This is a genomic window from Streptomyces prasinopilosus, from assembly GCF_001419695.1.
GTDB lineage: Bacteria > Actinomycetota > Actinomycetes > Streptomycetales > Streptomycetaceae > Streptomyces > Streptomyces prasinopilosus.
Map to the genome: position 1 here is coordinate 1 of NZ_LIRG01000994.1, position 4054 is coordinate 4054.

A 4054-nucleotide genomic window follows, 5' to 3' on the forward strand; every position below is an offset into this window, starting at 1 on the left:
CTACGCCTGCGTCGACGTCGACGCAGGCGTAGAACGCGTTGGTGGTGTCGGCCACGTTCCAGACGGCGAGCACCTTCTGCCGGCCGGTGAGGCCGCCGAAGTCGACCTGGTGGTTCACCACCGCGCCCGGCTGGGCGCCGCCGTCGTCGAACCGCGCGATCCGCTGACCGCCGGCGTAGTACTCCCAGGTGGTCGTCGCGTGCCGCGCGGTGAGCTTCCAGGAGAACGTCGTGTTCTTCTGGACCGGGGTGACGGCCCATCCCCTGCTGTCGTCGTCCAGCTCGGCGAAGCGGCCGTTGCCGCCGCTGCAGCTGGTCAGGCCCTTGGGGCCCTCGACGCTCTGCGGCTCGTAGGTGATGTCGCCGCAGGACACCGTGCCCGCGGCGCACTGGGCCTGGCGGCTGGGCGGGTCGGAGATGTAGCCGTGCGCGCTCGCGGAGGAGGCGGGGAGGCTGAGGGCGATCGCGGGGGCGAGGGCCGCGCCGATCAGGGCGGCCGTCTTCTTGCGGATACGCATGGGGAACTCCTTCACTTCAGGTCGTCCCGGAACGGCGCGTGGTCGTGTGTGGGGGACCCGCGCGACGGGACGGCCTCTCTGGGTGGGGCCAGAAGGCGCGAAGTTGACGCGCACTCACCGTCCTGGCGGGACACCGGTCGGTCCCGCGGCAGATCAACTCCCTAAGCAGAGCGGCGAGTTCTGTTGGACTAGACCATACAAGCGGTGAGCGTGACCGTGTCAAGCGTGTGAAGCGCGGCCGCTCCCGTGACGGCGGGTCCGGGCGGCGTCCGCGCACGGTGCGGGCGGTATCCGGGCGGACGGCGTACGCCCGCCGCGGCGGCGCGTCCCCCGCCGGGGCACTCGTACGCCGCGGGTGCCGTGACGGACGGCGACGGTCACGGGCGGACGCCCACGCCTTTGCCCACGCCCCCGCCCGGCACCGGTCCGGTGAGGCCGGGGTCGCCGAACTCGGTGCGCAGGGCCCGGAAGACGGTCACCTTCTCCTCGCCGAAGCGGCGGACGTGGGCGGCGTACTCGTCGGGGGAGAGGAACGACGCCGGCCGGGACTTGCTGTGGAACTTGTCCGCGTACATCACCAGCCGCTCCTCCCGCGTCGCCGCCGTGTAGTCGGCGGGAGGCAGGGGGAGGCCCTGGCGCACGACGTCGTGCCGGGTGATCCCGACTCCGGTGTGGTGGGAGCAGAACCGGCACAGCACCTCGGGGAAGCCCTCCTCCTCGAGGAGCTCCTGGCCGAGCAGTCCGTGCCGGACGTAGTTCCCGTGGTCCAGCCGGCCGTCGTCCCCGTAGAGGCGGTAGACGCCGATGTCGTGGAGGAGGCAGCCGGCGCGGACCAGGCCGGCGTCGAGGTGGGCGAGGCGCGGCGCGGAGAGCAGCCGTTCGGCGATGCCCCAGACGATCTCGCAGTGGGTGTGGACGAGCGCGAACGCCTCGGCGGTGGGCGCGTGCTTCTCGTGCAGCGCGCGGATCTCCTCGGGCCCCGGAATCCTCATCCCGGCATCCTGGACGGGGCGGGTCCGTTCATGTGATCGAGCACTCCTTCGCGTCGAGCGGTGTGGTGTCGCCGGCCGTCCTGCTGCACAGGACCTCCGCCTCCGAGACGCCGGCCGGGGTCCTGCGGACCCGCTTGATGAGGATGCTGTGGCCGTGCCGTTCGGCGTACAGGGGCGCGTTGGTGAAGTCGATCGTCCCGGTCGCCATCCGGTCGAGCCTGACGCTCCTGAGGTTGACCCAGGTCGCCGCGCGGCTCTGGGGCACGTCCTCGCGGCTGGCCGCCCAGTACAGCGCGCGCGTGGCGTCGTGGGAGAGGGCCGTCTGGCCGCTGGCGAAGTCGGGGCTGGTGTGGGGGAGCCGGTCCTGCTCGATCCAGGTGAGGTGGCGGGCGGCGTCCTCGTAGAAGGCGGTGGCGGGCGCGGCGTCCTCCAGCTCGGCCAGGGCCGCGTGGTACAGCGTGATCCGCGGGGCCACGCCGTCGCTGCCGCCCGTACCGGAGAACCTGGCCTTGCTCAGGTCGTCGCCCGTGAGGATCGAGATCTCCTCGTTCGCGCAGCCCGGCTGGGTGCTCAACTGGGTCATCAGCGGTCCGACGTCCTCGACCCGTCCGGCGAAGTAGATCACCGAGGGGACGTTCTCCCCCTGGCACACGCGCTCCGCGTGCAGCCGCAGCTCGGGGTCGCCGTTCACCACCCGGTACTCCTGTGTGGACAGCATCCGGAAGCCCTCGCGCCTCAACATCTCCTCGCCGTAGAGGGCCTGTTCGCTGGTGTAGCGGTCCTGCGACCCCTTGAGGTCGCGGGCCAGCACCAGGGCGTGCGTGGCTCTGCCGGGGGCGCGCAGCTGCCGGGCGACGTGACCGAGCGCCTCCGCCTGGTGCTCGTCGGGGACCGCGAGACTGAACCAGTTGGAGAACTCCTTCGGCAGGTAGCTCGCCGAGTTGGTGCCGGAGACGATGGGCACCTCCGCGGTGTGGAGCCGGTCCGTGACGTCGGGGCTGCTCTGCAGGTCACGGCCGAAGCCGACGACGCCGACGAAGGTCGGGTCGCGCTCGGCGTACGCGGCGATCGCCTCGGCCGCCTCGTCCTGGTGTCCCATGTCCGCGCCGCCGTTGGCGAGCAGCACCCGCATCTTCACCGTGTGGTTCTCGTTGACGACGCGCTGGGCGAGGTACACGCCGGTCAGTTCCTCGACGCCCTTGACCGGTGAGGGGTTCACCTTGGAGGAGCTCAGCGGTCCCGCGTACACCACCGTGACGTAGGCGCCGGAGTGGTTGCGCAGCACCCTGGCGTTCTCGTCGTGGATCCGGTTCTCCAGGGCGCGCAGCCGTTCTCCCTGCCGGTCGGCCTCCTCGTCGCCCGTGTCCCCGAGGTACGCGCCGAACCGGACGTCCCCGGTGGCTATCCCGACGCACTCCGTCCCGGTGCCGGGCGCGGAATGCCGTTCGGTGTCGCGGTTGGCGGTCAGCAGGCCCGCCGAGCAGTACGTCCGGTGCAGTTCGTAGGAGTGGGCGCCGCCCGCGGTGCAGACGAGGACCAGGGCGAGGGCGAGGCTGTACGCCGACCACACCACGCGGACCAGGGGCAGCCGGTGCCCGGCCCTGACGCAGCGCCGCTCGCTGTCCCGCAGCCGCACCAGCTCCTCGCGGGGCAGCGGGATCCTGAGCGCCCAGGGCAGGGCGTTCGTCCTGCTCGGCGACTGGTCGGCCCGGAGGTTGCCGGCCCATTCGTCGTACCAGTTGCGCAGCCGCTGCTGGAGCCGCGAGGGCTGGTAGCGGGACGGCGGCGGGGAGGCCTGCGGGCTTCCGTCCGCACCGCGGTCGAGCAGCGGCGCGTCGTTCGCCGCCACACCCGCCACGATCAGCAGCGGGTCGAGCTCACTGCGCCGGCTGCGGACGTCGCTGACCGCCCTGATCAGCTCGATGCCGCCGTTCTCCCGCCCCGTCCGGCGCAGGAACAGCACCGGCGGACGCGTCCGCTTGAACCCCCGCAGGTCCCAGCTGCGGCGCCGGTGGTTGCTCCGCAGGTCCTCGAGGAGCGCCAGCACGTACAGCTGGAGGGGGAACGGGCCGCCCTCCCGCATGGCCTCGGCCACGTCGTAGGCGCGGGCCGCGATGGCCTTCCAGGAGTCCACGGGCCGCAGCAGCCGCACGCTGGTCGACTGGTGGCGGGCGGCGGACTGGAGGAACGTCGTGGTCAGGAACCACCGGCTCTCCCCGCGCAGCCACAGGAAGAGCGGGGCGCGGCCGGGGACGTGGTTCAGGACGGCGAGCAGGACCATCAGGCCGATGCCCGCCAGGACGGCGATGTACCACTCGGGGCGGGTGAGCAGCGCGGTGAAGGCACCCAGGACGCCCATGGGGAGGAACTGCTGCACGTCGGTGAGCAGGATCTGCCGGCGCGGGGGTCTGCGGGGGCGCCAGCGCTGCCGCGCCAGGATGCGCAGCAACTGGGTCTGGGCCTGCTCCCGCTGGGTGTTCCCCTCCGGAGTGCCGGCGGGAGCGGTCGGCCAGTGCTCGTGCATCTCCGGGTCGTCGGTGGCCTC

The 4054-nt window shown here is 72.4% G+C and carries 3 protein-coding genes; all 3 read right to left on the reverse strand.

The window, feature by feature from the left end:
* Positions 1-517, reverse strand: a 517-nt coding sequence (locus tag AOK18_RS29450) for a lytic polysaccharide monooxygenase auxiliary activity family 9 protein (RefSeq protein WP_107100379.1), incomplete at its 3' end; no start/stop codon positions are given.
* Positions 518-894: 377 nt separating this feature from the next.
* Positions 895-1509, reverse strand: a complete 615-nt coding sequence (locus AOK18_RS29455) for an HD domain-containing protein (protein WP_055696286.1) — start codon at positions 1507-1509, stop codon at positions 895-897.
* 28 nt (positions 1510-1537) lie between these two features.
* Positions 1538-4054: ABC transporter substrate-binding protein (locus AOK18_RS29460; protein WP_240503362.1), on the reverse strand; the 2517-nt coding region annotated here is incomplete at its 5' end.